General features: G+C 21.6%; 25 protein-coding genes and 1 tRNA gene. 12 read left to right on the top strand and 14 right to left on the bottom strand.

Features of this window, described 5'->3' with window-relative positions:
* Positions 1 to 70 precede the first annotated feature (70 nt).
* The 8 genes from murC to rsmH all read right to left on the bottom strand — a co-directional run bounded on the left by murC (position 71) and on the right by rsmH (position 9,097).
* Positions 71 to 1,480, bottom strand: coding sequence for a UDP-N-acetylmuramate--L-alanine ligase (murC, locus tag H0H33_RS01185; protein WP_317167114.1), 1,410 nt, complete (start codon positions 1,478 to 1,480; stop codon positions 71 to 73).
* Complete coding sequence (gene murG, locus H0H33_RS01180; protein WP_185878092.1) at positions 1,474 to 2,601, bottom strand: undecaprenyldiphospho-muramoylpentapeptide beta-N-acetylglucosaminyltransferase; 1,128 nt, start codon at positions 2,599 to 2,601, stop codon at positions 1,474 to 1,476. The genes murC and murG overlap by 7 nt, the downstream gene beginning before the upstream one ends.
* Positions 2,585 to 3,733, bottom strand: coding sequence for an FtsW/RodA/SpoVE family cell cycle protein (locus H0H33_RS01175; protein ID WP_185878091.1), 1,149 nt, complete (start codon positions 3,731 to 3,733; stop codon positions 2,585 to 2,587). The genes murG and H0H33_RS01175 overlap by 17 nt, the downstream gene beginning before the upstream one ends.
* Positions 3,708 to 5,102, bottom strand: coding sequence for a UDP-N-acetylmuramoyl-L-alanine--D-glutamate ligase (gene murD, locus H0H33_RS01170; protein WP_185878090.1), 1,395 nt, complete (start codon positions 5,100 to 5,102; stop codon positions 3,708 to 3,710). Before murD ends, H0H33_RS01175 begins: the two co-directional genes overlap by 26 nt.
* Before the next feature lie 14 nt (positions 5,103 to 5,116).
* Positions 5,117 to 6,259 (bottom strand): phospho-N-acetylmuramoyl-pentapeptide-transferase, encoded by a 1,143-nt coding sequence (gene mraY, locus H0H33_RS01165; RefSeq protein WP_185878089.1) that lies wholly within the window; start codon positions 6,257 to 6,259, stop codon positions 5,117 to 5,119.
* Complete coding sequence (locus tag H0H33_RS01160; protein ID WP_185878088.1) at positions 6,252 to 7,730, bottom strand: UDP-N-acetylmuramoyl-L-alanyl-D-glutamate--2,6-diaminopimelate ligase; 1,479 nt, start codon at positions 7,728 to 7,730, stop codon at positions 6,252 to 6,254. The genes mraY and H0H33_RS01160 overlap by 8 nt, the downstream gene beginning before the upstream one ends.
* Positions 7,731 to 7,966: 236 nt before the next feature.
* Complete coding sequence (locus H0H33_RS01155; RefSeq protein WP_185878087.1) at positions 7,967 to 8,164, bottom strand: FtsL-like putative cell division protein; 198 nt, start codon at positions 8,162 to 8,164, stop codon at positions 7,967 to 7,969.
* Positions 8,165 to 8,197: 33 nt separating this feature from the next.
* On the bottom strand, positions 8,198 to 9,097 hold the full coding sequence (gene rsmH / locus H0H33_RS01150) for a 16S rRNA (cytosine(1402)-N(4))-methyltransferase RsmH (RefSeq protein WP_185878086.1): 900 nt from the start codon (positions 9,095 to 9,097) through the stop codon (positions 8,198 to 8,200).
* A 76-nt stretch (positions 9,098 to 9,173) separates the two neighbouring features.
* Here rsmH and tgt point away from each other — a divergent pair, with 76 nt between their 5' ends.
* Both tgt and H0H33_RS01140 read left to right on the top strand, forming a co-directional pair.
* Complete coding sequence (gene tgt / locus H0H33_RS01145; RefSeq protein WP_185878085.1) at positions 9,174 to 10,307, top strand: tRNA guanosine(34) transglycosylase Tgt; 1,134 nt, start codon at positions 9,174 to 9,176, stop codon at positions 10,305 to 10,307.
* Positions 10,304 to 11,374 (top strand): LptF/LptG family permease, encoded by a 1,071-nt coding sequence (locus H0H33_RS01140; RefSeq protein ID WP_185878084.1) that lies wholly within the window; start codon positions 10,304 to 10,306, stop codon positions 11,372 to 11,374. The genes tgt and H0H33_RS01140 overlap by 4 nt, the downstream gene beginning before the upstream one ends.
* On the opposite strand, the gene H0H33_RS01135 is transcribed toward H0H33_RS01140, so the two are convergent.
* Positions 11,346 to 12,689, bottom strand: a complete 1,344-nt coding sequence (locus H0H33_RS01135; protein ID WP_185878083.1) for a S1C family serine protease — start codon at positions 12,687 to 12,689, stop codon at positions 11,346 to 11,348. The two genes, H0H33_RS01140 and H0H33_RS01135, sit on opposite strands and share 29 nt — an antisense overlap.
* Before the next feature lie 126 nt (positions 12,690 to 12,815).
* Here H0H33_RS01135 and dapF point away from each other — a divergent pair, with 126 nt between their 5' ends.
* On the top strand, positions 12,816 to 13,604 hold the full coding sequence (gene dapF / locus H0H33_RS01130; protein ID WP_185878082.1) for a diaminopimelate epimerase: 789 nt from the start codon (positions 12,816 to 12,818) through the stop codon (positions 13,602 to 13,604).
* A gap of 8 nt (positions 13,605 to 13,612) precedes the next feature.
* On the top strand, positions 13,613 to 14,686 hold the full coding sequence (locus H0H33_RS01125) for a zinc-binding metallopeptidase family protein (protein ID WP_185878081.1): 1,074 nt from the start codon (positions 13,613 to 13,615) through the stop codon (positions 14,684 to 14,686).
* Here H0H33_RS01125 and H0H33_RS01120 read toward each other — a convergent pair.
* Positions 14,655 to 15,707, bottom strand: a complete 1,053-nt coding sequence (locus tag H0H33_RS01120; protein ID WP_185878080.1) for a redox-regulated ATPase YchF — start codon at positions 15,705 to 15,707, stop codon at positions 14,655 to 14,657. The genes H0H33_RS01125 and H0H33_RS01120 overlap by 32 nt on opposite strands.
* Before the next feature lie 30 nt (positions 15,708 to 15,737).
* Between H0H33_RS01120 and tatC the strand changes: the two genes are divergently transcribed.
* Positions 15,738 to 16,520, top strand: a complete 783-nt coding sequence (tatC, locus tag H0H33_RS01115; protein WP_185878079.1) for a twin-arginine translocase subunit TatC — start codon at positions 15,738 to 15,740, stop codon at positions 16,518 to 16,520.
* A 185-nt stretch (positions 16,521 to 16,705) separates the two neighbouring features.
* Here tatC and H0H33_RS01110 read toward each other — a convergent pair whose 3' ends face one another.
* Together H0H33_RS01110 and smpB are read right to left on the bottom strand one after the other, a co-directional pair.
* Positions 16,706 to 18,367, bottom strand: coding sequence for an outer membrane beta-barrel protein (locus H0H33_RS01110; RefSeq protein WP_185878078.1), 1,662 nt, complete (start codon positions 18,365 to 18,367; stop codon positions 16,706 to 16,708).
* Between the two features lie 88 nt (positions 18,368 to 18,455).
* Positions 18,456 to 18,881, bottom strand: a complete 426-nt coding sequence (gene smpB / locus H0H33_RS01105; protein WP_185878077.1) for an SsrA-binding protein SmpB — start codon at positions 18,879 to 18,881, stop codon at positions 18,456 to 18,458.
* A 132-nt stretch (positions 18,882 to 19,013) separates the two neighbouring features.
* Here smpB and H0H33_RS01100 point away from each other — a divergent pair, with 132 nt between their 5' ends.
* The 7 genes from H0H33_RS01100 (at position 19,014) to murI (ending at position 23,679) form a co-directional block, all read left to right on the top strand.
* Positions 19,014 to 19,871: a transketolase gene (locus H0H33_RS01100; RefSeq protein WP_185878076.1), complete on the top strand. Its 858-nt coding sequence runs from the start codon at positions 19,014 to 19,016 to the stop codon at positions 19,869 to 19,871.
* Positions 19,872 to 19,893: 22 nt separating this feature from the next.
* Positions 19,894 to 20,856 carry a transketolase family protein gene (locus H0H33_RS01095; RefSeq protein WP_185878075.1) on the top strand — a complete coding sequence of 321 codons (963 nt, stop codon included), beginning with the start codon at positions 19,894 to 19,896 and terminating at the stop codon, positions 20,854 to 20,856.
* A 3-nt stretch (positions 20,857 to 20,859) separates the two neighbouring features.
* The gene (locus H0H33_RS01090) at positions 20,860 to 21,186 is read left to right on the top strand and encodes a nucleotide pyrophosphohydrolase (RefSeq protein ID WP_185878074.1); all 327 of its coding nucleotides are present in this window, start codon (positions 20,860 to 20,862) and stop codon (positions 21,184 to 21,186) included.
* A 1-nt stretch (position 21,187) separates the two neighbouring features.
* Positions 21,188 to 22,441, top strand: coding sequence for a 3-phosphoshikimate 1-carboxyvinyltransferase (locus tag H0H33_RS01085; RefSeq protein WP_185878073.1), 1,254 nt, complete (start codon positions 21,188 to 21,190; stop codon positions 22,439 to 22,441).
* 58 nt (positions 22,442 to 22,499) lie between these two features.
* Positions 22,500 to 22,571, top strand: a tRNA-Glu gene (locus tag H0H33_RS01080).
* A gap of 21 nt (positions 22,572 to 22,592) precedes the next feature.
* The gene (gene rpsT, locus H0H33_RS01075; RefSeq protein WP_185878072.1) at positions 22,593 to 22,835 is read left to right on the top strand and encodes a 30S ribosomal protein S20; all 243 of its coding nucleotides are present in this window, start codon (positions 22,593 to 22,595) and stop codon (positions 22,833 to 22,835) included.
* 43 nt (positions 22,836 to 22,878) lie between these two features.
* Positions 22,879 to 23,679: a glutamate racemase gene (gene murI / locus H0H33_RS01070; RefSeq protein WP_185878071.1), complete on the top strand. Its 801-nt coding sequence runs from the start codon at positions 22,879 to 22,881 to the stop codon at positions 23,677 to 23,679.
* 1 nt (position 23,680) lies between these two features.
* Here murI and H0H33_RS01065 read toward each other — a convergent pair whose 3' ends face one another.
* Positions 23,681 to 25,963, bottom strand: coding sequence for an NADP-dependent malic enzyme (locus H0H33_RS01065; protein WP_185878070.1), 2,283 nt, complete (start codon positions 25,961 to 25,963; stop codon positions 23,681 to 23,683).
* A gap of 21 nt (positions 25,964 to 25,984) precedes the next feature.
* On the bottom strand, positions 25,985 to 26,425 hold the full coding sequence (locus H0H33_RS01060; RefSeq protein ID WP_185878069.1) for a FixH family protein: 441 nt from the start codon (positions 26,423 to 26,425) through the stop codon (positions 25,985 to 25,987).
* Positions 26,426 to 26,442 lie beyond the last annotated feature (17 nt).

Raw genomic sequence — 26,442 nt, 5'->3', positions numbered from 1 at the left:
ATTTTATTAAATCATTAATATAAAAATATAATTTATTAAACTTTTTATATAAAAATTTTATATTTTTTAATTAATTATTATGTCCATATTCTTTATTTAACCATTTTTTTATTGGATTAATTATATTTTCTATATTTCCTGCTCCTATTGTCATAATAATATCAAAATCAAATTTTTTTTCTTTTATTGTTAACATAACCTTATCCAAGGTAGATACTATTTTATTATCTAAATTCAAATTTATTTTATTTAATAATATATTTGAATTAATATTATATTCTAGTTTTTTATTATCTTCTCTAGAAGGATAAATTTCTAATAATATTAAAAAATCAAAGTTTTCTAAACTTTTTGCAAAAGAATTTTCAAAAAATTTAGTTCTACTAAATAAATGTGGTTGAAAAATCCCTAATATTTTTTTTTTAGGAAAACATTGTTTAACAGTTTTAATTAAAATATTAATTTCTGTTGGATGATGAGCGTAATCATCTATATATATTTTTCCATTATTATTATAATGAATAGAATATCTTCTTTCAATTCCTTTAAATAAATATAAATATTTTTTTATTTTTTCTTTATTAATATTTAAATAATCGGCTATAGATAAAGCTGCTGTAATATTTTTTAAATTATGATAACCAGGAATAGGTAAAACTATAGATTTCCATACTTCTTTAGGAGTATGAAAATCAAAATACCATTTATTATCTTTTATAACAATATTATCCGAATAATAATCTTCTTTATAAATTATTGAATAATAAATAACATTTTTTGAAATAAAATATTTTTTATATAAAAAAGAATCTTCTTTACATAAGAAGATTTTTTTATATGGATTTTTTATCCTTTTAGAAAAGTTTATATAAGCATTGATCAAAATATCTTTTTTAGGATAAATATCTACATGATCTTGATCTAATGATGTAATACAAGCAATGTTAGGAGATAAATGTAAAAAGGAACGATCAAATTCATCAGCTTCTACTAAGAAAATATCTTTTCCGTTTGAAATAAAATTAGATTCATAATTTTTAGATATTCCTCCTAAAAAAGAAGTAATTTTTATTCCATTACTATATAAAATATGCGTTAAAAAACTACATGTAGTAGTTTTACCATGAGTACCCCCTATAGCTATACAAGTTTTATTTTTTGTAATTAAAGATAATACTTGAGATCTTTTTTTTATATTTTTTACATTTTTTTTTAAAAAAATCCATTGTTTATGATTATTAGGTATAGCTGGAGTGTAAATAGTCATACATTTATCAGAACAAACCCAAAACGGAATTGATTTAATATTATCATCATAATTAATAATTATTCCTTCATTTTCCAAATTATTTGTTAAAGAAGTATAATTTTGATCATGACCATAAACAATTTTTCCCATATAATGAAAATATCTAGCCAATGAACTCATACCTATACCTCCTATTCCTAGAAAATAAAAAAAGTTTATATTATTTAACATAATATGATTCGTAAAATTTCTTTAATAATATCATTAGTTGCCGAAGGTTTACTTAATGATAACATATTTTTTATCATTTTTTTTTTCATATGAATATTATTCATTAATTTAACAATTGAGTCTATTAATTTTTCTTCTATTTCTGAATCATTAATAATTAATGCTGCTTTTTTTTTCTCTAATACTTTTGCATTTTCACTTTGATGATTGTCTGTAGAACTAGAAAGAGGAATTAATATATAGGGTTTTCCTATTATACATATTTCTGATATAGTTAAAGCACCTGCTCTAGATACAATAATATCTGCTGCAGCATAACAATAAGATATATCTTCAATAAATTTTGTTATCCTAAAATTAGGATGATTTAATATTTCGTTTCTTTTTATTTTATTAATATGATAATTTCCAATTTGCCAAATTAATTGAAGATCTAAATGAATTAATTTAGTTAATCCTCCATTAATCCAAGCATTATTTATATTATTAGATCCATGACTACCACCTAACGAAAGAATAATTGGTTTATCTTTTTTTAATCCCAATTTATTACATGCTATTTTTTTGTCAGGTAAATGAAAAATATTGGATCGAATTGGATTTCCTGTTATTATAGTTTTTTTTTTAGGAAAAAATTTTTTTGCTTGATCATAAGCAATACATATCTTTTTAGCATAACGAGAAAATATTCTATTAGTTATTCCTGGAATAGAATTTTGTTCTTGTATTAGTATAGGGATATTTTTATTTTTTGCTACACACAAAGTAGGAAAACTTACGTAACCACCTGTTCCAATCACTATATTTGGAGAAAATTGTTTAATAACCTTCTTTATTGAAATAAAACTACGTATCAATTGTGATAATAAAATAAATCCTGAATATATAGATACAAGTTTATTTCTTCCCCCAGATAAACAAATTCCTTTAATTTTAAATCCATATTTTGGAATTTCTTTCATTTCCATATGATTTTTAGATCCGATAAATAATATATTAGATTTCGGAATTTTATTTTTTATTCCATTTGCAATAGCTACACCTGTGTAAATATGCCCCCCAGTGCCTCCACATCCAATAATAATTTTTGGATTGATATTGTTACTAATTAGATTTTTCATATATAGTTCTACTAATACTTAATATAATACCAAAACTAAAAAATGTAATCCATATAGAAGTACCTCCTGCACTAATTAATGGTAGTGTTTGTCCAGTTATAGGGAAAATTCCTACTGTAATACCCATATTAACAAATGATTGTATCATTAGTGGAAATCCTACAGAAAATACTAAAAGTGTACAAAAATAATTTTTTACTTTTGTAGCTATGACCATTATTCTAAATAATATAAGTAAATAAATAAATAGTAATATAATTCCACCAAGTAATCCATATTCCTCTATAATTATGGCATAAATAAAATCTGAATAAGATAATGGAAGAAAGTTTTTAATTATACTTTTACCAGGTCCAAGGCCGAATGTCTTTCCCATAATAATAGCAGTTTTAGACTGTATTATTTGATAAGTATCTTCATTTTTTAAAAATTTTTCTATACGATTTTTCCATGTCAAAACTCTATTTTCATTAGAATATTTTGTAACAAAAAAAATATATGTAGTTGATAAAAATATTCCCAATAAAAAAAATGTTATTACATCTTTTGTAGAAGATCTACTTATGAAAAGTATAATTAGAACAGATATAAAAATGATAATAGCTGTAGATCCGTTAGAAGGAAAAATTAACCCTGTAATCATAAATACAGGTAATAAAAAATTTATAAAAAATTTTATAAAGTGTAATTTATTTTTTTTATATTTTGATAAAAATCTTGCAGAATACATAAATATAGATAAACTTCCTATACCAGAAGTTTGAAATGATACATTAATAATAGGAATATGTAACCATCTAGATGCATTAACTCCATTTAATTTTTTACCTTGAAAAACTGTAATAATAAGTAAAATAAATGATATAAAAATTAAAAATATAGATACTTTATAGAAATGTTTATAATGAATAAATTGTGTAAAAAAAAGAATACAATATCCTACTAATAAAAAAAAAATATGTTTTAATAAACAATAAAATATTGTATAAGTCCCTTTACAATATCTAATTGTAAAACTACTGATTGCAGAATAAACTGGTAAAAAAGAAAATATAGTTAATAAAGATATAAAAGCCCATAAATATTTATCTCCTCTTAAATAATTACTAATAAAAATATTTATTTTTTTCATTTTTTCTATTATAAAAAAGATATTTTACTTCTTTTTTAAATTCATTTCCTTTTTTTATATAATTATCAAACAAATCAAAACTAGAACAAGAAGGAGATAATAATATATTATATCCAGGTTTAGATAAACTATAAGAAATATAAACTGCTTTTTTCATACTTTTTGTTTCTAATATAATATGAACAATGTTTTTAAACATATTAATAATTTTAATATTATCTATACCTAAACATATTATAGCTTTTACCTTTTTCTTAACTATAGGTACTAATTCTTTATAATTATTACCTTTATCTTTTCCACCTACTATCCAAATAATAGGACCTTTGATTTTTTCTAATGCAAAAAATGTAGAGCTAACATTTGTTGCCTTCGAATCATTAATAAAATTGACTCCATTTATTATATAATTAATTTTTTCTAATCGATGTTCTATCGAATTAAGATTACTTAAAACCGAATTTAAAACATTATTATTAATATTTAATAATTTAGAAACAATTATTATAGCAATGATATTATATATATTATATAAACCATATATATATTTAACGTTGAAAATTTTGTGAATTTTATTATTTTTATCTTGGTAACATATAATATTTTTTTCTATATAAAATCCAAATTTTAATTTTCTTTTTGCAGAAAAAGGAATAAAATTAGATTTTATATTTAAAAAAAATTTTTTTAATCCTATTCTAATCATGGGATCATCATAATTATAAATAAAAATATCTTTTTTTGTTTGATTATTAGTCAATCTAAATTTAGATATCATATATTTTTCTATATTATTTTCATATCTATCTAAATGATCATTTGTAATATTTAATAAAATGGCTATATTTGCATGAAATTTGTAAGAATCATCTAATTGAAAACTACTAATTTCTAAAACATAAATATTTTTTTTTTCTAAAATTTTTCTAGAAAAGCTAAATCCTATATTACCCGCTAGTCCTACATTACATTTATTCTTTTTAAGAATATTATATAGTATTGAACTAGTAGTAGTTTTACCATTGCTACCAGTAATACCTATTAAATAATTATATTCTTTTATATATTTCATACAAAAATCTAACTCAGATATTATGGGGATTTTCATTAAATTAATTCTATTTATCAAATAATTATTTTTATAAATACCAGGACTTTTAATAATTTTTATAGATTCATTTATAATAAAATTTTCTGTATGTCCATTCTCCTCAAATAAAATATCGTTTTTTATTAAAATTTTTTTATATTTATTTTTTATGATTCCTGAATCTGATACAAATACTTTTAAATTATTTTTATTAGCTAATAAAGCTGCTCCTACACCGCTTTCTCCCCCTCCTAGGATTGTTATATATTTTCTTTTCATTAAAATTATGATTGTTACATAATTATAAAAATTATTGATAAAATAGATAAAATTATTTGAAAAATAATAAAACGAATACATATTTTATTTTCATGATAACCTAATTTTTGAAAATGATGATGTATTGGAGACATTAAAAAAAATTTTTTTTCAATTTTATATTGAATTTTAGTATATTTAAAATAAAGTACTTGTATAATTACAGATAAATTTTCAACTAAAAATATACCACATAAAATAGGAAAAATAAATTCTATTCTATTCATAATTAATAATACTGATATTATTCCACCTAGAGTAAGACTACCAGTATCTCCCATAAAAATTTGTGCTGGATAAGTATTATACCATAAAAATCCTATTAAAGATCCAATCATAGAGATTGAAAATATTATTGTCTCATCTATATTTGGAACATAAATACAATGTAAATAACTAGAATAATTTTTGTTGCTTGAAATAATAGATATTAAAATTAATGTCACTAATATGATTAGTGAAACTCCAGCTGTTAATCCATCTATTCCATCAGTTATGTTAGATCCATTAGATATAAAAACTATTATAAAAATAATAACTGGTATAAAAATAATCCATGTATATTTATCTAAATCCTTCTTAAACCAATTTAATAAATTAGAATAATTAAATTCATTTTTATTTTTTTTAAAAAATCTTGGTATTGTTGTTTTAAATCCATATTTATTTTTTTCGAATAAAAAATTTTTATTTACGGATCTATTAATAGATGGATTAAAATACATAATAGCTCCAATAAAAACCCCAATAATTATTTGACCTAATATTTTTTCAATAATACTCAATCCATTTTTATTATATTTGATTTTAATAAAATCATCTAAAAAACCAATAAGTCCCATCCATACAGTAGTAATAATTAATATAATAATATAAATATTATTTAAATAAGAAAATAATACAGTAGGAATTAGTGTAGAAATTATTATAATTAATCCTCCCATAGTAGGAATACCTATCTTCTTTTTTTCACCTTTAATACCTAAATGACGTATATTTTCTGTTATAAAATTATTCTTTTTATTCCAAATTATCATCCATTTATATAAATAAAATGATAAAAAAAAAGAAAAAAAAATAGAAATTAAAGATCTAAAAATAATGTAATGATTAATCATTATTTTTTTCTAAAAAATTTTTTACAATTTTCATATCATTAAATGGATAATTTATTCCATTTATTTCTTGAAAATTTTCATGTCCTTTTCCCATTATTAAAATAATATCTCCTTTATTTGATAATTTAATTGCGTAATGAATTGCCGTTTTTCTATCAATAAAAGTAATAATAGATTTTTTTTCTTTTATAGAAAGAAGTTTTTTCATATCCATTATTATATTTAATGGATTTTCTTTTCTTGGATTATCTGATGTAAATATAGATATATTACACATTTCATTAACAATTTTTCCCATAATAGATCGTTTTGAAATATCTCTATTTCCTCCACATCCTATTACACATATTAAATTAATATTAATATTTTTTATTATTTCCTTAATAGAATTTATAACATTTTTTAGTCCATTTGGATTATGTGCATAATCAATTATTATACGTTTTCCACATTTTGATACATACTGTTCACATCTCCCCATTACAGGGTGTAATAAACTTAAATTTTTTAAAATAATTTTATAATTCATTCCTAATAAAACAGAAGCTGCATAACTCGCTAAAACATTATAAGCATTAAATTTTCCAATAAAATTAATATTTATTTTATTTTTATTATTAATAAGAATTTTAGTACCATTAAAAGATTTATTTAATATTTTTATTTTAAAATCTGCATTTTTATTATTAATTCCATAAAAATAAATTTTATTTACACTACCTTCTATTATTTTTGAATAATTTTTATCATCAATGTTGATTATAGAAAAAGATTTTTTTGTTAATTGATTAAAAAATTGTTGTTTAACAAATAAATAATCATTAAACGATTTATGATAGTCTAAATGATCATGAGTAATATTCGTAAATATTCCTACTTTAAAAAATAATCCAGAAATTCTTTTTTGATCAATTCCGTGTGAACTTACTTCCATAAATGCATATTTACATCCTTTTTTTATTGATAAGTTTAAATATTTATTAATCTCAATAATATTAGGAGTTGTATATTCAGTATAATATATTTTAGATGATATTTTAATACCTATGGTAGAAATAAGAATATTTTTTTCTCCTAAATTAGAAAATAATTGATGTAATATAACAGCTACACTTGTTTTTCCATTTGTCCCAGTAATACCTATTAAATTTATTTTTTTTGTTGGATTATTATAAAAGTTAGAAGATATAATTCCTAACGCTTCTTTAGAATCATGAACAATTACATAAGTTATATTTTTATATATAAATAGAGGATGTTTTTCACAAACAATCACACTAGCTCCATTATAAATAGCTTGTTTTATAAACAAATTTCCATTTGTATTGATTCCTTTATTTGCAATAAATATTGTATTAGATTTTACATTTTTAGAATTTATACATATTCCATTTATTGATTTGTTATCATATTTTCCTATTATATTTAATATGTTTACTCCATTTAAAACATATTTTAATGTTTTTTTCATACTATTTTTTTTAATAAAAATAGAATTAACATTTTTTAATGTTAATTTTTAAAAAAAGAATGACGAAATGATTTTAAATCATTTATTCTTTTTAATACATATTTTTTATATTTATCTGAATTATTTTGAATACTAATTAAATTGTAAATGATTAATATGGCAATGAATATAAATAATAAACTAACTAAATAAGATTTATATAATAGCAAATATCTTTCTCTCATGATTATTAATTTTTAATTTAAAAAAATCATTTTTTCATAATATTCTAATTTTTTAATTTCATGATACAATTTTGAAATTATTTTTATATTATAATCCATTATGTGTGAACTAGTAATAATAATGAAAGATATAATAACAATAAATAATATAAAAATCCAAGTATGATATGAATTTTTTTCTACTAAAAACGTACCCTTTAAAAAATACATAAAATATTTTTCAATTTTTTTTTTTTGCAAAATTCATAATTTTTCTGCAATTCTTAATTTTGCACTTCTTGATCTATAATTATTTCTTAATTCATCAATTGTAGGCCTAATCACTTTTTTATTTATTATTTTAAATGGTGTATAACATATATTTTTTTTTAAAAAAATTCCTTTTTTTAAAAAATTTTTTATTATTCTATCTTCAACAGAATGGTACGAAATTATAACTAATCTACCTCCTTTTGAAATTAATTCAGATGATATATATAATAATTGTTTTAACATAAAAATTTCGTTATTAACCTCTATTCGGATAGATTGAAATAATCTTGAAAAAAATCTATTTCTTTTTTTTAAAGATCCTTTTATAAAAAAAATATTTTTTAAATCATAACTAGTACAAATTTTTTTATTTTCACGTTTATCTAATATTTTTTTTACAATTTTTTTTGCATTTGTAAAATCTCCATACGTTTGTAAAACTTGACACAATTGTTTTTCTGAATATTCATTAATTATATTTTGAGCATTATAATTATTAGATTCTTGATTCATTCTCATATCTAATATACAATTTTCTTTCATAGAAAAACCTCTTGATAAATTTTCAATTTGAAAAGAAGATAATCCGAGATCTACCAATATTCCTGAAACTTTTTTCATAGAAAAAAAATTTAAAATATCTTTTATATAAATAAAATTATTATGAAATAAATAAAAACGTTTATCTTTTATAAAATTTTTTTTTATAGATTCCTTATCTTGATCAATTGCTATTAATATAGATTTTTCTCCTAATTTTTCTAAAATTGAAAATGAATGCCCTCCTAATCCATAAGTCGCATCTACATAAACTCCATTTTTATCTGTAATAAGATTTTCTATACTTTCTTTTAATAAAACTGGTATATGATTTTGTTTTTTATAAGTCATATATTTTATTTAATTTTTCATTTCATCATATTAGTAAATTAATAAACAAAGATAATATACTCATTATTGTTATTTTATGAAATTTTTTTTAAAAAAAACAGATAAATCATCTAAAGCTAGAGCAGGTTTATTAAAAACAGATCATGGAGAAATAGAAACTCCTGTTTTTATGCCAGTAGCTACAAAAGGTTTTGTTAAATCTATTCTTAATAAAGAACTAAATAAAACATCTAATATTATTCTAGGAAATGCATATCATTTATATTTTAATCCAGGAATAAAAATTCTATATGAATCAGGAGGTCTTCATTCTTTTATGAATTGGAAAAAATCTATACTCACAGATAGTGGTGGTTATCAAGTTTTTTCTATGAAAAAAATTAATCAAATTACTGATGAAGGAGTAAAATTTAAATCTGTAATAGATGGTTCTACGCATTTTTTTTCTCCAGAAAAATCTATGGAAATTCAACGTTTTATAGGTGGAGATATTATTATGTCATTTGATGATTGTCCAACTTTTCCATGTGATTTTAACACTGCTAAAATTTCAATGGAAAGAACGTTTTTGTGGATGAATAAATGTTATTTTTTTTTAAAAAAAAATCCGGAATTTTATAATCATAAACAAAGTTTTTTTCCTGTTATACAAGGTAGTGTATATCCAGAATTAAGAGAAAATTTTATCAATAAAATTTATAATTCTGAAATGGAAATAGAGGGTTATGCAATAGGAGGATTGAGTTTGGGAGAAAAAAAAGAAAAAACATATAAAATAATAAATTTATTAACTAATAAATTACCATATAAAAAACCTAGATATTTAATGGGAGTAGGTGAACCATCTGATATACTAGAACATATATCTCTTGGAATAGATATGTTTGATTGTGTTATACCAACAAGAAACGGACGTCATGGAATGTTGTTTACTTGGAACGGAATTATCAATATTAAGAATAAAAAATGGAAATATGATTATTCTTGTATAGATAAACTTGGAAATTCTCATGTAGATAAATTTTATAGTAAATCTTACTTAAGACATTTATTTATATCTAAAGATAGTATAGGAAAAGAGATTGCTTCCATACACAATTTATTTTTTTATAAAAATTTATTAGAAAAAGCTAGATTTCATATTATGAATAATAATTTTTCTACTTGGAAAAATAAGATGATCCCATTTTTAAAAAATAGATTACAATGAAAATAATAGATTGTTATTTGATTAAAAATTTTATAAAATATTTTATTTTTTTTACAATTTCAATGCAAATTATATGTGTAATTATAGATATTCCACAAAGGATACATAGATTAGACAATAATAATTCTTCTATAAAAAATGCAATAATTGATTATTATCCATTTTGGTCTATATGGATAATTAATACATTTTCTTCCATATCTCTTTTCTTATCTATAATATTTTTTACATCTAAAATTACAAAAAATTCAGAAATTACTACTTTATTAGCTAATGGAATTAGCTATGGAAGAATAGCTATTACTTATTTAATATTTGCTTTTATAATAGGATTAATTAATTTAATAATTAACTTTTATGTATTACCAACAGTTAATAAAAAAAAAAATAAATTTCATTCTCAATATTTAGTAAGTTCTTATAAAGAATTATATGGTAATAATGAAGCTTTAACAGCTAAAATAGATAAAAATAAATATTTATTTATAAAAAATTTTTCAAGAATTAATAATGTAGGACATAAATGTGTATATGAAGTGTTTGATAATAAAAATTTAATCTACTTACTAAAGTCTAAATATATTTTCTGGTCTAAAAAAAATAAATATTATATAGTATATAATTATAAGGAAATTTTTTTTAATAAAAACTATGACTCGTCTAAAAGTGGATTATATAAAATATTAAAAATCACATCAAGTCCTGATGAATTAAGTCCGGATGACTATGTTTCTGAGAATATGAGTATAAATGAATTAAACAAAATAATTAAAATAAATAATACAGATAAAAATATTTATTTAAATGAATATCATAAAAGAATTGCTTTACCTTTTTCTGCATTAATATTTACAATATTAGGTTTATCTATTTCTTCAAATAGAAAAAATGATTTAGGAAAAAATATAATTATTGGAATTATTGTAATATTTTTATATATATTTTTAATGGAAATTATAAATATATTTTCATCAAAAAATTATATACCCCCATATTTTATATGGATTCCAAATTTTATAACTTCCATATATACAATATTTATTTATTGTAAAAGAAATAATGAATGAAAATAAATATATTAAAATATTTATGATATTTTTCAATTAATGATTTCCATGTGTAATTTAATAAATTTGATGTAGATTTTGTTTGACTTTTATTTTCTTTTGTTTTATCATCTGTTCCATAAATACTTTTTAATAAAACATTGAAACTTTTCAAAGTTTTATCACGTAATACAATAATTTTTATATAATCTCCAGGTCTTTTAATACCTATAATAAATGAAAGATCTGAAACATTTCTAATACTACTATTATTTATACTTTTTATAATATCTCCTTTTTTAATTCCTGCTTCATAAGCACTACCTCCATAAAAAACTTCTCCGACTAAAAACCCTGATTGTGGTTGAACATTTTTATTATTTCTTTTATTAAAAAATTTTAATAATTCTATTTTAGATAAATCCATTCCCTTAATACCTAAAAATGCTCTTTTTACTTCCCCATATTTTTTTATATCTTGAACTACTTTTAATACTAAATTGGAAGGTGCTGCAAAACTATATCCTATAAAGTTTCCTGAAGAAGAGGAAATAGCTGTATTAATTCCAATTAACTCACCATTAGTATTTAATAGAGCACCCCCACTATTTCCAGGATTTACTGCTGCATCTGTTTGAAAAAATGATTCAATTGCTGATATATTTTCTTCTCTTAATATTCCTAAACTTCTATTTTTAGCACTAATTATTCCAGCTGTAACTGTTGAATTTAAATCAAATGGATTTCCTATTGCTAAAACCCATTCTCCTACTTTTACTTTATTAGAATCAGAAAAATATACGAATGGTAAATTTTTTTCTTCTATTTTTAGTAAAGCTACATCAGTACTAGGATCAGTTCCTACTAATCTAGCTTTATAAATTCTTTGATCATTAAGTGTAACTTCAATTTTATATGAATTTTTTATAACATGATGATTAGTTACGATATATCCATCAGATGATATTATAACGCCTGATCCATGATATATTGGTGCTTTACCACCTTCTTGAAATTTATTACCATTATCTCTATTAAATTCATTATTAGGAAATCCAAAAAAAAATTCAAATGGATCAAAATTATAATTATTTGTATTTTTTGAAAAATTTCTTACATTAACAACTGAATGTACAGTTTTTTCTACTACTTTAGTGAAATCATTATGATATTCATTATTCAATGATGAGAATGATCGTCTATTATTTTTAATAGTAGAAGAAGTATTGTATGGAAATATAAAAGATTCTTTTTCAAGATATTTTTTATATGCTGCAATACTTATTACTGAACTAATAAAACTAGTTAATATAATATAAAAAATTATTTTCTTCATAATTTATCATATAATTCAATTAATTGAAAATTAAAAAACAAATATATTTAGAAAATAATATAAATACGATTCAATTTTAAAATTGAATTAATAATAATTAAATTTATTTATTAATTTTTTTTATTTATGAAAATTGATTTTTTTAAATTTCATGGAACAGGAAATGATTTTATTATCATAAATTCTTTTCATGGAATGAAAATACATAATGATCCAAAATTTATAAAAAAATTATGTAATAGACATATTGGTATTGGATCTGATGGATTAATTTTAATAAAAAAAGATCCTAAATATAATTTTTATATGAAATATTATAATGCAAATGGAATAGAAGGTACTATGTGTGGAAATGGAGGTAGGTGTGCCGTATATTTTTCTAATATGTTAGGAATTACGAATTCTAATAAAATTTTTTTTAATACAATTAATGGACCTCATCAAGGATTAATACATAAAAAAAATAATATATCTATTGATATTGTTTCTATAGATAAAAAAAGTATAAAAATATATGAAAAATATACTTTTTTATTTACAGGATCTCCTCATCATATTATTTTTTTAAATAAAAAAGAAAATATTAATGTGTATAAAGAAGGTAAAAAAATTAGATATAGTAATTTATATAAAAATGGGGTTAATGTAAATTTCGTAAAAATATATAATAATTATTTATATGTAAGAACTTATGAAAGAGGAGTAGAAAATGAAACTTTATCTTGTGGAACTGGAGTAGTTGCATCAGTCATTGCATTTGTAGAAACAAAAAAAATAAATAAGAAAAATAATATAAAAGTTATTACTTTAGGTGGAATTTTATTAGTGTCTTTTGAAAAAAAAGATGATAAATACGAAAATATTTATTTAACCGGTCCTGTAAAATTTGTTTTTAAAGGATCAATTAATTATTAATATTTATTATGTTAAAAAATGATTCTATTGAATTTTTAAAAAACTATTTAAATAGTTTTTCTCCTACCGGAGATGAATGTATAGGACAAAAAATTTGGATGAACTATATAAAATCCTATGTAGAAAAAGTATATATAGATTTATATGGTACAGCTGTAGGAATTATTAATCCTAATTATTCAAAAAAATTGATAATTGAAGCTCATGTTGATGAAATATCATGGTATGTTAATTATATAGATGATGATGGATTAATATATGTAACCCGCAATGGAGGAATGGATCATCAAATTACTCCATCAAAAAAAGTTTTAATTCATACTAAAAATGGAAAAACAGTATGTGGGGTTTTCGGATGGCCTGCTATCCATACTAGAAAGTCTTATAAAGAAATATTCCCACAAATAAAAAATATATTTATAGATGTTGGTGCATCAAATAAAAAAGAAGTTCAAGATTTAGGAATCTATGTTGGTTGTATGATATCATATCCTAATCAATTTTTTTTTATGAATAAAAAATTTATTGTATCTAAAGCTTTAGATAATAAAATAGGTGGATTTATAATAGCAGAAGCTATAAAAATGATTATAAAAAATAATATTGATTTAAAATATGGATTATATATAGTAAATTCAGTACAAGAAGAAATAGGATTAAAAGGAGCAAAAATGATTTCTAATAATATAAAACCAGATATTGCTATTATAACAGATGTTACACATGATACTTCTACTCCTATGATAGAGAAAAAAGTAATGGGAGACATAAAATGTGGATTAGGACCAGTTATAACATATGCACCATCAATACAAAAAAAAATTAGAGATTTACTTATCAATACCGCTATAAATAATAAAATAAAATTTCAACGATTAGTATCTAGTTATGGAACAGGCACAGATACAGATGCTTTTGCATATTCTAATCAAGGAGTATCTTGTGCTTTAGTATCTATTCCATTAAAATATATGCATACTTCATTAGAAGTAGTTAATAAATACGATGTAGAAAAATCTATTATATTAATATTCGAAACATTAAATAATATTAACAACGATTATAAAAAATTTTTTTATTAATATTAAATCGAAAAGTAACAATATCACCATCATTAATGATATAATCTTTTCCAGATAAAAAAATTTTTCCTAATTTTTTTAAATTATACTCAGATTTATATTGAATATAATCATCATAATGAATAATTTCTGCTTTTATAAATCCTTTTTGAAAATCAGTATGGATAACAGAAGATGCTTCATATGCTGTATACGATTTTGGAATATTCCAAGCTCGAACTTCATTTTTTCCTACTGTAAAAAATGTTTTTAAATTAAGCAAAGAAATAATTTCGTATAAAAATTTATCAAAATCGAAACAAATTTTATTTTTTAAAGAAATAAATAAAATGGATGATGATTCTTTATTTATTATTTTTTTTAATTGTTTTATTTTTAAATTTTTATATAAATCATTAAAATTATTAACATTACAAATATATAAAATAGGTTTGATAGTCAATAAATTTAATTCTTCTAAAGATTTTTTTTCCCATTTTTTAAATGGAAATGTTCTTATATTATTTCCTTTTATTAAAAAATTTAAGATTTTTTTTAAAAAAATATAAAATTCATTTTTATTATAATTACTGTTATATAAACGAGAAATTTGATATATTTTTTTTTCTATAGATTCTAAATCTTTCATTTGTAATTCAGTATCAATAATTTCTTTATCTCTAACTGGATCAATATTTCCTTCTACATGAGTGATACTTTCGTCATAAAAAAAACGTATCATATGAATGATAGCATTTGTTTCACGAATATGAGATAAAAATTTATTTCCTAACCCTTCTCCTTTATGAGATCCTTTTATTAAACCAGCTATATCAACTATTTTTATTTCAGATGGTGTGATTTTCAAAGGATTAATAATTTTTTCTAATTCAGTCAATCTTTTATCTAATATTTTGATTATTCCATAATTAGGGTTTATAGTACAAAAAGGGAAATTTTTTGATAAAGCTTTAGAATTAGATACAATATTAAATAACGTGGATTTACCAATATTTGGTAATCCTATAATTCCACATTTCATGTTGTTTATCGTTTTAAATTTGAAAAATTTATGAATAAAAAAATAAAAATGCCATTTTGGAAACATATTGAAGAATTAAGGATTCGTATAATTCGTTGTATTATCGTAATTATTATTTCTATGATTTTTTTAATGCTTAATAAACATATTGTATTTGATATAATAATATTTGGTCCATCTAAAATGAATTTTATATCCTATCGTTTACTAAAATATATTACAAAAAATATAATAAAATATAACTCTCATCAATTTTTTGAAAAAGACTTATATATACAAAATAGAAAAATGTTTGGACAATTTAATGTTTACATATGGACTAGTTTAATTGGAGGAATAATTATATCTTTTCCATTTATTTTTTATGAATTATGGGGCTTTATAAACCCTGCTCTTTCTAAAAAAGAAAAAAAATTTTGTAAAAAAATTTTTTTTATAATGTTTATTTTATTTTCTACTGGAATTTTTTTTGGATATTACATATTATGTCCATTTTTAATTCATTTTTCTTACTTCTTTAAAATTAGTTATATCCCAAAAAATATATTTGATTTATCTGATTATATTTCAATAATTACAAATTCTATATTATTAATGGGGATTATTTTTTTATTTCCATGTTTCATTTATTTTCTATCTAAAATAAATTTAATTTCCCATAAATTTCTAAAAAAATATCAAAAACATGCATTTCTAATAAAATTGATTATTGCATCCGCAATTACCCCAGGAGATATAATAAGTACAATTATAGTATTAATACCAATGATTATTCTTTATCAAATAAGTTTATGGATTTCTTCAAAAAAATAAAACCCTCTTATATATTAAAATACAAGAGGATTTTATTAAAATAAAAAAATAGATTAATTAAATTATTAATTCTTTTTTAAAAGAATTTGAATTTAAATAATTTTTTAAAAAAAGTATTTTTTTTTATAAACATGAAAAACAAACTATGAATAGTTCATTTTTTTTCTTCATGTTTTACAAATGATTTACTTTTTTTTATTAGAAGGTTTTTTCTTAGCCTCCCATTTATTAGAAGGTTTTTTCTTAGCCTCCCATTTATTAGGTTTTTTCTTAGCTTCCCATTTATTAGGTTTTTTCTTAGCCTCCCATTTATTAGGTTTTCTCTTAGCACCCCATTTATTAGGTTTTTTCTTAGCCTCCCATTTATTAGGTTTTCTCTTAGCACCCCATTTATTAGGTTTTCTCTTAGCACCCCATTTATTAGGTTTTCTTTTAGCACCCCATTTATTAGAAGGTTTCTTGTTAGCACCCCATTTATTAGGTTTTCTTTTAGCACCCCATTTATTAGAAGGTTTCTTGTTAGCACCCCTAGAAGGTTTAGAAGGTTTTTCAGTTTTCTTTTTAGAAGGATTTTTCTTATTATTTTGTGTTTTTTTTCCTTTTTGTTTTTTGTTATTTTTTTTAAAACTTTTTGTATTATTATCAGATATTAGTTTTTCTTCATCAATAATAGGTTGATTATTAGATTTTTCAGGTTGTTTTTTACCAGTAGTCTTATCTTGTTCTTTGTTTTTATTTTCGTCTTTGTTTTTGTTTTCGTTTTTATTTTTGTTTTCGTTTTTGTTTTTGTCTTCGTCTTTGTTTTTGTCTTCGTCTTTATTTTTGTTTTCGTCTTTGTTTTTGTTTTCGTCTTTGTTTTTGTTTTCGTCTTTGTTTTTGTTTTCGTCTTTGTTTTTGTTTTCGTCTTTGTTTTTGTCTTCGTCTTTGTTTTTATCTTGTTCTTTATTTTTGTCTTCGTCTTTGTTTTTATCTTGTTCTTTATTTTTGTCTTCGTATTTGTTTTTGTCTTTATCAATGAATTTTAATCCAGAAAATAAATCATTATTTAAATTTGTAATTAACTGTTTTTTTTTCAAATTTAATTTTTCATCATCATCATCTAATTTTTTATTTGAATCTTTTAGATCATCTTTAGGATTATCTTTATCATTTTGTTTTAGATTTTTATCTTTTTCATTGTCTGATAAAGAAGAAATTATCTTCTTTTCATTACTTTCCTTATTTAAAAAATTTTTAAAACGAAATATTAAACCTATATCATGTTTTAAAAAATCTAAATAATTTTTTGATTGTTTTGAAAAAACATGATTATAAGTACTACTTATATTCATTCCTGCATTGGGATGTACCCAAAAATTTACTCCAATTCCTCCATCTATAAGTGGAAAATTTTGTTTATTTGTTCTGAATAATTGTGTCTCAGAAATTTTTAAATCATTTTTTAAATATGCATTGGATCTATGATATCCACCACCTAATCTTAGGTAAGGATCAATTTGATGATCGGGTAATGCGTGAACTTTTAATCCACTACTCAATTTAGCAAATTGAGAATTACCTACTTTCCATCTATGATTTTTTACCAACCCTAAGGTTCCATCTACATAAAGACCTATACGGTCATTAATATTATATCCTAATTCTATATTAGAAGATGGACCTATGCTATTATTATTATAAGAAAAAAAACCTTCAAAAGGATTTTTTTCAGAAAAAAAATTGATGTCGCTTGTTCCTAATTTTATAGATAAATTTTTTTTTACATTTTTTTCGTTTTCCTCATTTTGAGAAAAAAGATTAGAAAAAAAAGCAAGTAAAGCGACAATAAAAATACTTACGTTTTTCATAATAAACTATAAATTTCTTTAGAATCTTAAAACAAATATAAATAAATAGGAATATAAAATATAAAATAATAAAAATTTATTTATAATATTAATATTGATTTATTTCCTTTATTAATTCTTTATTTTTTTTAATTTCTCTTTTATCATAATTTTTTTTTCCTTTTGCTATTGCTATTTTTACTTTGATGAATCCTTTTTTATTAAAAAAAATTTCAATTGGAACAATTGTCATTCTATGAATTACTAATTTTTTATTAATTTTTATTAATTCTTTTTTATTTAACAATAATTTTCTTTTTCTTCTTGTATCACAATTTGATCCAAATTTATATTTTTCGATATATAAGTTAATGATATACATCTCTTTATTTATGATTTGACAAAAACTTTCTGATATGTTAATCTTTCTATTTCTTATTGATTTTACTTCAGAACCAAGTAATTGTATTCCAGCTAGATAGAAATCTAATAAATAATATTGAAATTTAGCTTTTCTATTTACTATTATACTCATTTATTTAATTATAATTTATAGTAAAATATTTATAGTTAATAAAATTCATTAATAAAATTAATATAATTATATATTTTTGTATATGAATTTTGTTTATATGAAACAAAAGATATTAGAATTTTATGAATTAAAATGAATATATGTTATTTAAAAAATTTATGTAATCAAGTAAGAAGAGATATTCTTAGAATGGTAAGTTATGCAAACTCAGGACATCCAGGGGGATCTTTAAGTTCTACGGAATATTTTGTAGCCTTATATAGTGAAATAATGAATTTTGATTCAAATAAATTTATTATGGAAGGTAAAGGAGAAGATATTTTTTTCTTATCAAATGGACATGTTTCGCCTGTTTACTACAGTATATTAGCTAGATCAGGGTTTTTCCCTATTTCAGAACTTTCATCTTTTAGAAAGATTAATTCTCGTTTACAAGGACATCCATCTGTTCATGATAAATTACCAGGAATAAGAATTTCTTCAGGATCGTTAGGGCAAGGTATGTCTGTTTCTATTGGTGTAGCTATTTCAAAAAAATTAGATAAAGAAAAAAATACTACTGTATTTAGTTTACATGGTGATGGAGAGTTAAATGAAGGTCAAATTTGGGAAGCAGTATTATATGCTGGCGCTAAAAAAATAGATAATTACATAGCTACTATAGACTATAATGGACAACAAATTGATGGTTCTACTAATCAAGTGTTACCCCTCGGTAATTTGAATGAAAAATTTAAATCATTTAATTGGGAAGTGTTAGAAGAAAAAAATGGTAATGACATTGAACATGTAATTAATATTTTAAAAAAAGCAAAAACAAAAACTAATAATAAAAAGCCTGTTTTAATTATTTTACATACCAAAATGGGGTATGGTGTAGATTTTATGATTGGAAAAAATGAATGGCATGGAAAAGCTCCTAATAAAAATGAATTAATAAAAGCATTAAATCAGATTCCAGAAAGTAATCTGAGAGATTATCCATTATAATTTATGAACATATAGTAATACTATGTATAATAAAAAAGAATTAAAAGAAACTAGAGCTGGGTTTGGCGATGCATTAGCTTTCATAGGTAATAAAAATAAAAAAATAGTTGCATTATGTGCAGATCTTACTAATTCTATGTTTATGAATAAATTTAAAGTAGAATTTCCAGATAGATTTTTTCAAATAGGAATAGCAGAGGCTAATATGATGGGAATAGCTGCTGGATTAAGTATTGGGGGATATATTCCATTTACAGGAACTTTTGCTAATTTTTCTACATCTCGTGTATACGATCAAATACGTCAATCGATAGCTTATTCTTATAAAAATGTAAAAATATGCGCATCTCATTCTGGATTAACTATAGGAGAAGATGGTGCTACACATCAAAGTTTAGAAGATATTGGATTAATGAAAATGCTACCTGGAATGACTGTAATTAACACATGTGATTATAATCAAACATATGCTGCAACAATATCTATATCAAAATTTTATGGACCAGTATATTTACGTTTTGGACGTCCTTCTGTGGTAAATTTTACAAAAAAAAATCAGGAATTTAATATAGGAAAAGCTATTCTATTAACAAAAGGAAAAGATTTAACTATTGTTTGTACAGGTCATTTAGTTTGGGAATCATTAAAAGCATATAAATTTTTATACGAAAAAGAAGGAATTGAATGTGAGGTAATCAATATTCACACAATTAAACCTATGGATGAAACAACAATATTAAAATCAATTGATAAAACAAAATGTATTATTACAGCTGAAGAACATAATTATTTTGGAGGATTAGGAGAGAGTATCGCAAGAATTATAACGACTAAACGATGTAATATTCCTCAAGAATTTGTAGCAGTTAATGACACCTTTGGAGAAAGTGGGAAACCAATGGAATTATTAAATAAATATGAAATTAATTGTGAATCAATTATTAATAAGGTAAAAATTTTATTAAAAAGAAAAAAAATAATTTAATTAATGAATAATATACAAAAAATAGTTCATAAATGGATACATACTCATGGTGTGCGTTATTTTAATATATTAACGAATACTATTCTTTTATCTGAAGAAGTAGGAGAAGTATCTAGGATTATCGCAAGAAATTATGGAGAACAATCAAAAAAAAATGAAGATAAAATAAATGAAGATCTTGGAAGAGAATTATCAGATGTATTATTTGTAGTCATATGTCTAGCTAATCAAACTGGTATTGATTTAGAAAAATCATTTAATAAAAAATTAATAGAAAAAACTAAAAGAGATTATAATAGACATTATCAAAAAAATAAAGATTTAAAATAATATGTCTTATCATATTCATATTTATAGAAAAACAAATAATTTAAATGGATCTATATCAATAACTGGATCTAAAAGCATATCAAATCGTCTTTTAATTATAAAATATTTATATAAAAAAGATATTTATATTGAAAATATATCTAATTGTGATGATACCAAAATATTGGAAAATAGTTTAAAAAGTAAATCTGATGTTATTAACATCAATCATTCGGGTACTGCAATGCGTTTTTTAACTTCTTATTTCTCTATAAAAAAAAACAAAACAACTATTCTAACTGGATCAAATAGAATGAAACAAAGACCCATTTCTATACTTGTTAATACATTAAAAAACTTAGGAGCTAAAATTATTTTTTTAGAAAAAAATGGGTATCCTCCATTAAAAATTTTTGGGGGGTCGATTAAAGGAGGTGAAGTTATTGTAGATGCAAAAATAAGTAGTCAATATATTAGTTCATTAATGTTAGTTGCTAATAGATTTAAAAATGGATTAAAAATTTATTTAAAAAATAAAATTACATCAATCCCATATATAAAAATGACTTTTGATCTTTTGTTGTTATCAGGAATTAAAATTTCTTGGAAAGAAAGATATATTCATATTTATCCTGATAGAAAAGAAGGAGAAAAAATTTTTCATGTAGAATCTGACTGGAGTTCTGCATCTTATTATTATTCAATGGCTACTGTATCAAAAAAAAGTAATATTATATTAAGTTCATTTTTTAATAAAAGTTTACAAGGAGATAAAGAGGTATCTTATTTATATGAGAAATATTTTGGAATATTAACGTATTTTACTAAAAACAAAATTTTTTTAAAAAAAAAAGAAAATTTTTATCAAAAAAAAATTATAAAATTAAATTTAAATAAAACTCCAGATATAGCACAAACAATTACTGTAACTTGCGCATCTATTGGAGTAAAATGTTATTTATATGGATTAGAAACTTTAAAAATAAAAGAAACAGATAGATTATCTGCATTACAAGAAGAACTTATAAAGTTTGGAGTAATTTTAAAAATTACACAATCCCACCTAGAAATAAAAGATTTTATAAAAAAAAGGATTAAATATCCAATAGAAATAAATACTTATCAAGATCATAGAATGGCAATGTCATTTGTTCCTTTTACATTATTAAATAATTTTCCAATTTTAAAAATAAAAGATGCAGATGTAGTAGAAAAATCGTATCCATTTTTTTGGAAAGATTTAGAATCTATAGGATTTATAATTACTCGTAATTAATAATATTATTTACATTTATTACTTGTATTAAACATAAAAAAAATTTAATTTGTTATAAGGCCCATTCGTCTATTGGTCAGGACATCAGGTTTTCATCCTGGAAAGAGGGGTTCGATTCCCCTATGGGCTATATAAAAATACATTAATAAATATGGCTAATCATTTATCATCTATAAAAAGAATTAGACAAAATCGTATAAAACGAATTAGAAATAGATACATATATAAAAGTACAAGGACACTTATAAAAAAATTATTAATTAATAAAGATAAAAAATCTTATCCCAAAGTAATCTCCATGATAGATAAATTATCTAAAAAAAATATAATACATTTAAATAAAGCATCTAGATTAAAAAAATATTTACATAAAAAAATAATTATAAAAAAATAAACCTATATAAAATTTATAATTACATAAAGGATAATTTAAATTTATGAAAAATGAGGATAAATATCCTATAGGAATATTTGATTCTGGTATAGGTGGTCTTTTAATAGCAAAAGAGATAAAAAATCAAATGCCAAATGAAAATTTTATCTATTTTGGAGACACCGCTAATATGCCATATGGTAATAAGTCTAAAGATTTTATTATTAATAATTCTGTTAAAATAGTTAGATTCCTTTATGAAAAAAAATGTAAAGCTATTATTATAGCTTGTAATACAATCACTTCCAATGCATTAGATATAATTTTAAATAAATTTAATAATAAAATATTAATATTTAATGTAATAGATCCTATTGTTAGAAATAAAATATTTTTATCTTACAAAAATATAGGTATTATTACTACACCTTCTACAGCTAAATCAAATTTTTATATAAAAAAAATAAAAGAAAATTATAATCATTTAAAAATTATTCAAATATCCATACCATTATTAGCTTATTTCATAGAATATAATTTTAATTTAAAAAAATCAATAAATATTATAAGTAATTATTTATTTCAATTAAAGTCAATAGAATTATTAATACTAGCTTGCACTCATTATTTATATATCAAACATGAAATAAGTAATTTTTATAATGGTAAAGTACATTTAATTGATATACAAAAAATAGTTGTAAAAGAAATAAAAAAAAAATTAAAGAAAAAAAAATTATTATCTTCGACACAATGGGTCAATCCATCAGTTTTTTATTATACATCTAATTATAATTTCTTTTTTAAAAAAAAAGTAATTAGTTTATTTGGTAAAAGTAATTTTATAGAAAAATATAACTATTAGTCTAGTTAGTTCTGATTTGTGCATCAATCACAGCTATAGTAGATAAATTAACAATTTCTTCTATACTAGATTGCATTTGCATAACATGAGCAGGTTTATTCATTCCTAACATAATAGGTCCTATAGTTTTAACCTCACCTAATCCTCTAATAAATTTATAGGTTAAATTACTTGATTCAAGATTTGGAAAAATAAATATGTTAGCTTTTTTTTTAACTAATTTAGAAAATGGAAATTTACTAGACAATAAAAATTCATTTAATGCAAAATCTGGTTGCAATTCTCCGTCTACTATTAGTTTAGGATATTTTTTATGTAAAAATGCTACAGTTCTAGATACCTTATTTGATGTTTTTGAACGTGATGAAAAATTTTGAAATGATAACATTGCGATGTGTGGTTCAATATTAAATTCCTTAACTACATGAGAAGCCATCAATGCAATTCTAGCTAATTCTTCACTTGTAGGATCTGGTATAACTGCTGTATCTGCTAAAAATAGGGGGCCCTTTTTTGTCAATAAAATTATCATTCCAGCTACTTTAAAATCAGATTTTTTTTTACCTATAACTTCTAAAATAGGTCTTAGACTTAAAGAAAAACTCCTAGAATATCCAGTAATGACAACATCAGCCTCATTTTGATCTACCATCATAGATCCAAAATGATCATTATTTCTCATTCTAATTTTTGACTCATATAGAGTTAATCCTTTTCTACATCTTCTTTTCCAAAGAATTTTTGCGTATTTATCTATTATTATATTATTTTTATCTTTTTCTGGATCTATAATTCTTAATTTTATGTCTAATTTATTTTCTTTAATTAAATTATTTATTTTATTCTTATTTCCTAATACTGTAGGTGAATGAATTATTCCTTCTTCATTTAGGATATGAATAGATTTTAATACATTATACTCTTCACCATTACAAAAAACAATTCTTTTAGGATTTGTTCGAGCTCTATTTTGTATCATTCTTAAAATTTTACTTTCGTATCCCATTCTATCTAGAAGTATTTCTTTATAAATTTTCCAATTAGAAATTGGATTCCTTGCAACTCCAGAATCCATAGCTGCCTTTGCTACAGCAGGGGATACTCTAATAATTAATCTATTATCAAAAGGTTTAGGAATAATATATTCTTTTCCAAAAGAAATATTTTTTTTATTATAGACGATATTTACTTGTTCAGGAACAGGTTCTTTTGCTAAAGATGCAATAGCATGCACTGCTGCTAATTTCATTTTATCATTAATGATATTTGCTTGAACATCTAAAGCACCTCTAAAAATATATGGGAATCCTATTACATTATTTACTTGGTTAGGATAATCACTTCTTCCAGTAGCAATAATAACGTCAGATCTAGTTTTTATAGCTAAATTATAATCAATTTCTGGATCAGGATTAGCCATAGCAAAAACAATGGGGTTTATTGCCATACTTTTTAACATATCAGTAGTTAATATACCTCCTATAGATAATCCAATAAATACATCTGAATTTTTAATTGCTTCTTTCAAGGTAAAAATAGGATAAGATTCATTAATAGAAAATTCTTTTTTTTCTTTATTTAAATCGTTTCTTGAATGATGTAATAAACCTTTACTATCAAACATAAGGATATTATTTGATTTAATTCCTAATTTTTTATATATTCTAGCACAAGAAATTGCAGCAGAACCAGCTCCATTAATAACCATTTTTATTTTATCAATATTTTTTTTTACGTAAAAAATTGCATTAAGTAAGGCAGCTCCTGAAATAATTGCGGTTCCATCTTGATCATCATGCATGACAGGAATATCTAATTCTTTTTTTAGAACTCTTTCTATCTCAAAAGCTTCTGGTGACTTAATATCTTCTAAATTAATTCCTCCAAAAGTAGGAGATATAGATTTTATTATTTCTATAAATTTTTTTGGATTAGATTCATTAATTTCTATATCAAATACATCAATTCCAGAAAATATTTTAAATAAAAGTGCTTTTCCTTCCATTACTGGTTTAGAAGCTAAAGCACCTATATTTCCTAATCCTAAAACTGCTGATCCATTTGTAATAACTGCAACCAAATTTCCTTTCGATGTATATTTATATACATTTTTAGGATATTTAACAATTTCTTTGCAAGGTTCCGCTACTCCAGGTGAATAAGCTAATGATAAATCCCTTTGACTATTATATTTTTTTGTTGGTGTAATTTTTATTTTTCCTGCCGGAAATTTACTATGATAAATTAATGATTCTTCACGAAGATCTTTTTTTATTTTTTTCATTTTATTTATTTTTTTTTTTTTTTATTTATTCCAGTATAAATTTTTCTCAATAAAATACTTTACTTTATTATTTTTGAATCTTATTATTACTTTATAATATCCTTTTTTTAAAAATTTTTTATTAATGAATAATTTTTTTCTTGTAGATAAGTCAAAATATCTGATTAAATCTAAATCTTTAGAAGAATATCTAAATAACTTTATTGAACCATAACCATTAGAAATATGAAATATAATATTAATGCCAGTAGATGAAGTTAAAATATTGATTTTATCTGATAATTTTGATGCATTTTTTTTTTCATTTATAATCTCTTGATATTTCAATTCATCTTCATAATATTTTTCTGATACAAGTTGACTTTCTATATTTGGGAAAAAAAATGCAATATAAATTATAAAACTCATGAAAGTTACCATGGATAATATAATAGAAGTATCCCATCCTAATTTTATTTTCATAAATAATTTTTTTAAAA

The organism is Blattabacterium cuenoti, assembly GCF_014252415.1.
Taxonomy (GTDB): Bacteria; Bacteroidota; Bacteroidia; order Flavobacteriales; family Blattabacteriaceae; genus Blattabacterium; species Blattabacterium cuenoti_Y.
The sequence above is the reverse complement of the archived record's forward strand: the minus strand, read 5'-3'. Positions and strand labels throughout refer to the sequence as shown.

Excerpts from the sequence above, each read along its gene's own strand:
- tatC (WP_185878079.1), top strand. The coding sequence starts at position 15,738 with ATGAATAAAAAAATAAAAATGCCATTTTGGAAACATATTGAAGAATTA.
- H0H33_RS01095 (WP_185878075.1), top strand. The coding sequence starts at position 19,894 with ATGTATAATAAAAAAGAATTAAAAGAAACTAGAGCTGGGTTTGGCGAT.
- rpsT (WP_185878072.1), top strand. The coding sequence starts at position 22,593 with ATGGCTAATCATTTATCATCTATAAAAAGAATTAGACAAAATCGTATA.
- H0H33_RS01155 (WP_185878087.1), bottom strand. The coding sequence starts at position 8,164 with ATGTATTTTTTAAAGGGTACGTTTTTAGTAGAAAAAAATTCATATCAT.
- rsmH (WP_185878086.1), bottom strand. The coding sequence starts at position 9,097 with ATGACTTATAAAAAACAAAATCATATACCAGTTTTATTAAAAGAAAGT.
- H0H33_RS01175 (WP_185878091.1), bottom strand. The coding sequence starts at position 3,733 with ATGAAAAAAATAAATATTTTTATTAGTAATTATTTAAGAGGAGATAAA.
- H0H33_RS01125 (WP_185878081.1), top strand. The coding sequence starts at position 13,613 with ATGTTAAAAAATGATTCTATTGAATTTTTAAAAAACTATTTAAATAGT.
- tgt (WP_185878085.1), top strand. The coding sequence starts at position 9,174 with ATGAAATTTTTTTTAAAAAAAACAGATAAATCATCTAAAGCTAGAGCA.
- H0H33_RS01085 (WP_185878073.1), top strand. The coding sequence starts at position 21,188 with ATGTCTTATCATATTCATATTTATAGAAAAACAAATAATTTAAATGGA.
- murI (WP_185878071.1), top strand. The coding sequence starts at position 22,879 with ATGAAAAATGAGGATAAATATCCTATAGGAATATTTGATTCTGGTATA.
- H0H33_RS01100 (WP_185878076.1), top strand. The coding sequence starts at position 19,014 with ATGAATATATGTTATTTAAAAAATTTATGTAATCAAGTAAGAAGAGAT.
- H0H33_RS01160 (WP_185878088.1), bottom strand. The coding sequence starts at position 7,730 with ATGAAAAAAACATTAAAATATGTTTTAAATGGAGTAAACATATTAAAT.
- H0H33_RS01110 (WP_185878078.1), bottom strand. The coding sequence starts at position 18,367 with ATGAAAAACGTAAGTATTTTTATTGTCGCTTTACTTGCTTTTTTTTCT.
- dapF (WP_185878082.1), top strand. The coding sequence starts at position 12,816 with ATGAAAATTGATTTTTTTAAATTTCATGGAACAGGAAATGATTTTATT.
- murD (WP_185878090.1), bottom strand. The coding sequence starts at position 5,102 with ATGAAAAGAAAATATATAACAATCCTAGGAGGGGGAGAAAGCGGTGTA.
- mraY (WP_185878089.1), bottom strand. The coding sequence starts at position 6,259 with ATGATTAATCATTACATTATTTTTAGATCTTTAATTTCTATTTTTTTT.
- H0H33_RS01120 (WP_185878080.1), bottom strand. The coding sequence starts at position 15,707 with ATGAAATGTGGAATTATAGGATTACCAAATATTGGTAAATCCACGTTA.
- murC (WP_317167114.1), bottom strand. The coding sequence starts at position 1,480 with ATGTTAAATAATATAAACTTTTTTTATTTTCTAGGAATAGGAGGTATA.
- H0H33_RS01090 (WP_185878074.1), top strand. The coding sequence starts at position 20,860 with ATGAATAATATACAAAAAATAGTTCATAAATGGATACATACTCATGGT.
- H0H33_RS01140 (WP_185878084.1), top strand. The coding sequence starts at position 10,304 with ATGAAAATAATAGATTGTTATTTGATTAAAAATTTTATAAAATATTTT.
- H0H33_RS01060 (WP_185878069.1), bottom strand. The coding sequence starts at position 26,425 with ATGAAAATAAAATTAGGATGGGATACTTCTATTATATTATCCATGGTA.
- smpB (WP_185878077.1), bottom strand. The coding sequence starts at position 18,881 with ATGAGTATAATAGTAAATAGAAAAGCTAAATTTCAATATTATTTATTA.
- H0H33_RS01065 (WP_185878070.1), bottom strand. The coding sequence starts at position 25,963 with ATGAAAAAAATAAAAAAAGATCTTCGTGAAGAATCATTAATTTATCAT.
- murG (WP_185878092.1), bottom strand. The coding sequence starts at position 2,601 with ATGAAAAATCTAATTAGTAACAATATCAATCCAAAAATTATTATTGGA.
- H0H33_RS01135 (WP_185878083.1), bottom strand. The coding sequence starts at position 12,689 with ATGAAGAAAATAATTTTTTATATTATATTAACTAGTTTTATTAGTTCA.